Source organism: Microcystis sp. M53603_WE2 (genome assembly GCF_030065435.1).
In genome coordinates this window covers 1-2050 of the sequence record NZ_JASJFF010000776.1, presented here as the reverse complement: position 1 = coordinate 2050, position 2050 = coordinate 1, and the positions used below count along the sequence as shown (strand labels likewise).

Here is a 2050-nt window from a genome sequence, read left to right as displayed (position 1 = left end):
TGTTGCGCGCGACTTTTTACCCGGCCAAGCTTTTCTGGTCGGAACCCCCTAAGCCGAGTTTTCAAGGTGCTGCGCCGTCCACTTGGTTTTCGAGACTGGCCTTTTAATTCTAACGTAAAGCCAACTTAGAACGGCGGGGTTTCAGACCCAAAATTTCCGATGAATAGTCTGCCAAGTTCAGTCGAACGGGAAAATTTAGGACAATTTTTGTTAGAAAATCTGCAAAATATTACAGATAAACTCGATCAAATTGTCACCGATTCTGATCGGATAATACTGGATAATTTACTACAAGAAACTAAAATTTTATTTGAGCAAGTTAAGGATAACTCTAAAACTTATCAAGCAAGAGCCGATATATTTTATCAAATTAATAAATTATGGTTTCAGGTATGGAAACAGTATAGAGATGAGGATTCAGCACTGGAGTTAATCCAATATATAGACCAATTTACTAATCAAATTACTGCCTATAATCAATTATTTATCAGCCTTGCTCAGATCAATGAGGTAAAGACTGGTGAGGAAAAAGCCGATTTAATCAGAGTGGTGGAAGGTTCACTCCTTCTCTCGGAAACGATAGATGTGTTTATTGATATGTTTGCTGATTCAGAACTAGAGCAAATTTACCAGGGAGCTAAAAATACTCTATCGATTTCTCATCGTACTATAACCGAATATTTCCAAGATACTGACAAATCTTTAGTCACCCAACTGAGAGCCTATTATAGTTTAATAATTTTCAGAATTCAAGAGCGATTTAATCCTAAGAATGTATCCTCAGAAACTACTTATCATTCCCTAGCAGATAATTTCAATGATATTGATGCCTCTACACAAAATTTAACAGGTTTGGTCGATTTGGAAACTGAAAAATCTTCGTCTGAAAACTGGTTAGATAATCTTTCTGGATCAATTTCTGATCAGGAAGATTTTGAGAAAGCATTAGAATATGGGCGTGTTTTTCGTCAGAATGTATCCTCAGAAACTACTTCTCATTCCCTAACAGATGATTTAAGCGATCTTGATCCTTGGACAAGAGACTTAGTGGGGGTTGTCGATTTAGGACCAGAAGACCCAAAAGAATCGTATATTGATTATTTAGTGGAGAAGTATCGGTGAAACGAGTCTTATTCGACAGTGATGTATTGCTAGATGTTTTGGGTAAGCGTGAACCACATTTTCCAGCATCTGTACAAGCATTAAATACAGTTAAGACAGGTAAAACTCAAGGATATATTTCTGGTCATGCTGTCACTAATATTTATTATATTTTGTCTAAACAAAACGGAAGGGAAAGCTCAAGAAAATTGGTGATAAGTCTTCTAGAGAACGTAGGTTGGGTTGAAGCATGAAACCCAACACCCGCTCATGTTACCCTACCACTAACCCATCCTACAAACTTTTTGGCGCAAACCCTAACTAATGCTTCGGTAAACGTAAACCATCCGATCGCATGGGGATTAAAATCTGAGTTAAACTGCGTAATTGTTCGGCCGTTCCCATACAAATTAACAGATCCCCGGCCATTAATTCCGTATCGCCAGTGGGTCCCCCGATTAGCGTACCATCAGCGCGACGTATAGCCAAAACTAAGGCCCCCGATCGAGATCTTAAATGTGCTTGACTAAGACTTAAACCCACACAGGGACAGGTCCTCGGATCGATTAAAAATTCTTCCATATAAAATGATCGATCGGTTCCGGTTAAAATCCCATCAACAAAATCCATCACCTGGGGTCGTAGGGCCGCGGCCGCTAATCTTCTACCGCCGGTAATATAGGGAGATACCACCGCATCGGCCCCGGCCCGTTGTAATTTCTGTACTGCTTCCTCGGTACTGGCCCTAGCAATGGCGCGGATTTTCGGATTAAGAGTTTTAGCAGACAAAACTGTATATAAATTCTCCGCATCGGAAGTTAAAGCGGCCACAATACAAGTAGCGCGTTCAATTCCTGCCATTTGTAAAGATTTATCTAAGGTGGCATCTCCTTGAACAACAATATAATTTAATTCTTTGGCCCGATTTACCTGTAGGGGGTCTGTATCA

General features: G+C 40.0%; 3 protein-coding genes. 2 read left to right on the top strand and 1 reads right to left on the bottom strand.

The window, feature by feature from the left end; translation table 11 throughout:
• The first annotated feature begins 159 nt into the window (after window positions 1-159).
• Both PX481_RS16680 and PX481_RS16675 read left to right on the top strand, forming a co-directional pair.
• A complete protein-coding gene (locus PX481_RS16680; protein ID WP_288095072.1) occupies window positions 160-1122 on the top strand; it encodes a hypothetical protein in 963 nt (320 codons plus the stop codon).
• Window positions 1119-1355, top strand: a complete 237-nt coding sequence (locus PX481_RS16675) for a type II toxin-antitoxin system VapC family toxin (RefSeq protein ID WP_002758952.1) — start codon at window positions 1119-1121, stop codon at window positions 1353-1355. The genes PX481_RS16680 and PX481_RS16675 overlap by 4 nt, the downstream gene beginning before the upstream one ends.
• Before the next feature lie 67 nt (window positions 1356-1422).
• On the opposite strand, the gene PX481_RS16670 is transcribed toward PX481_RS16675, so the two are convergent.
• The coding region (locus PX481_RS16670) for a potassium channel family protein (protein ID WP_288095069.1) at window positions 1423-2050 on the bottom strand (628 nt) is incomplete at its 5' end.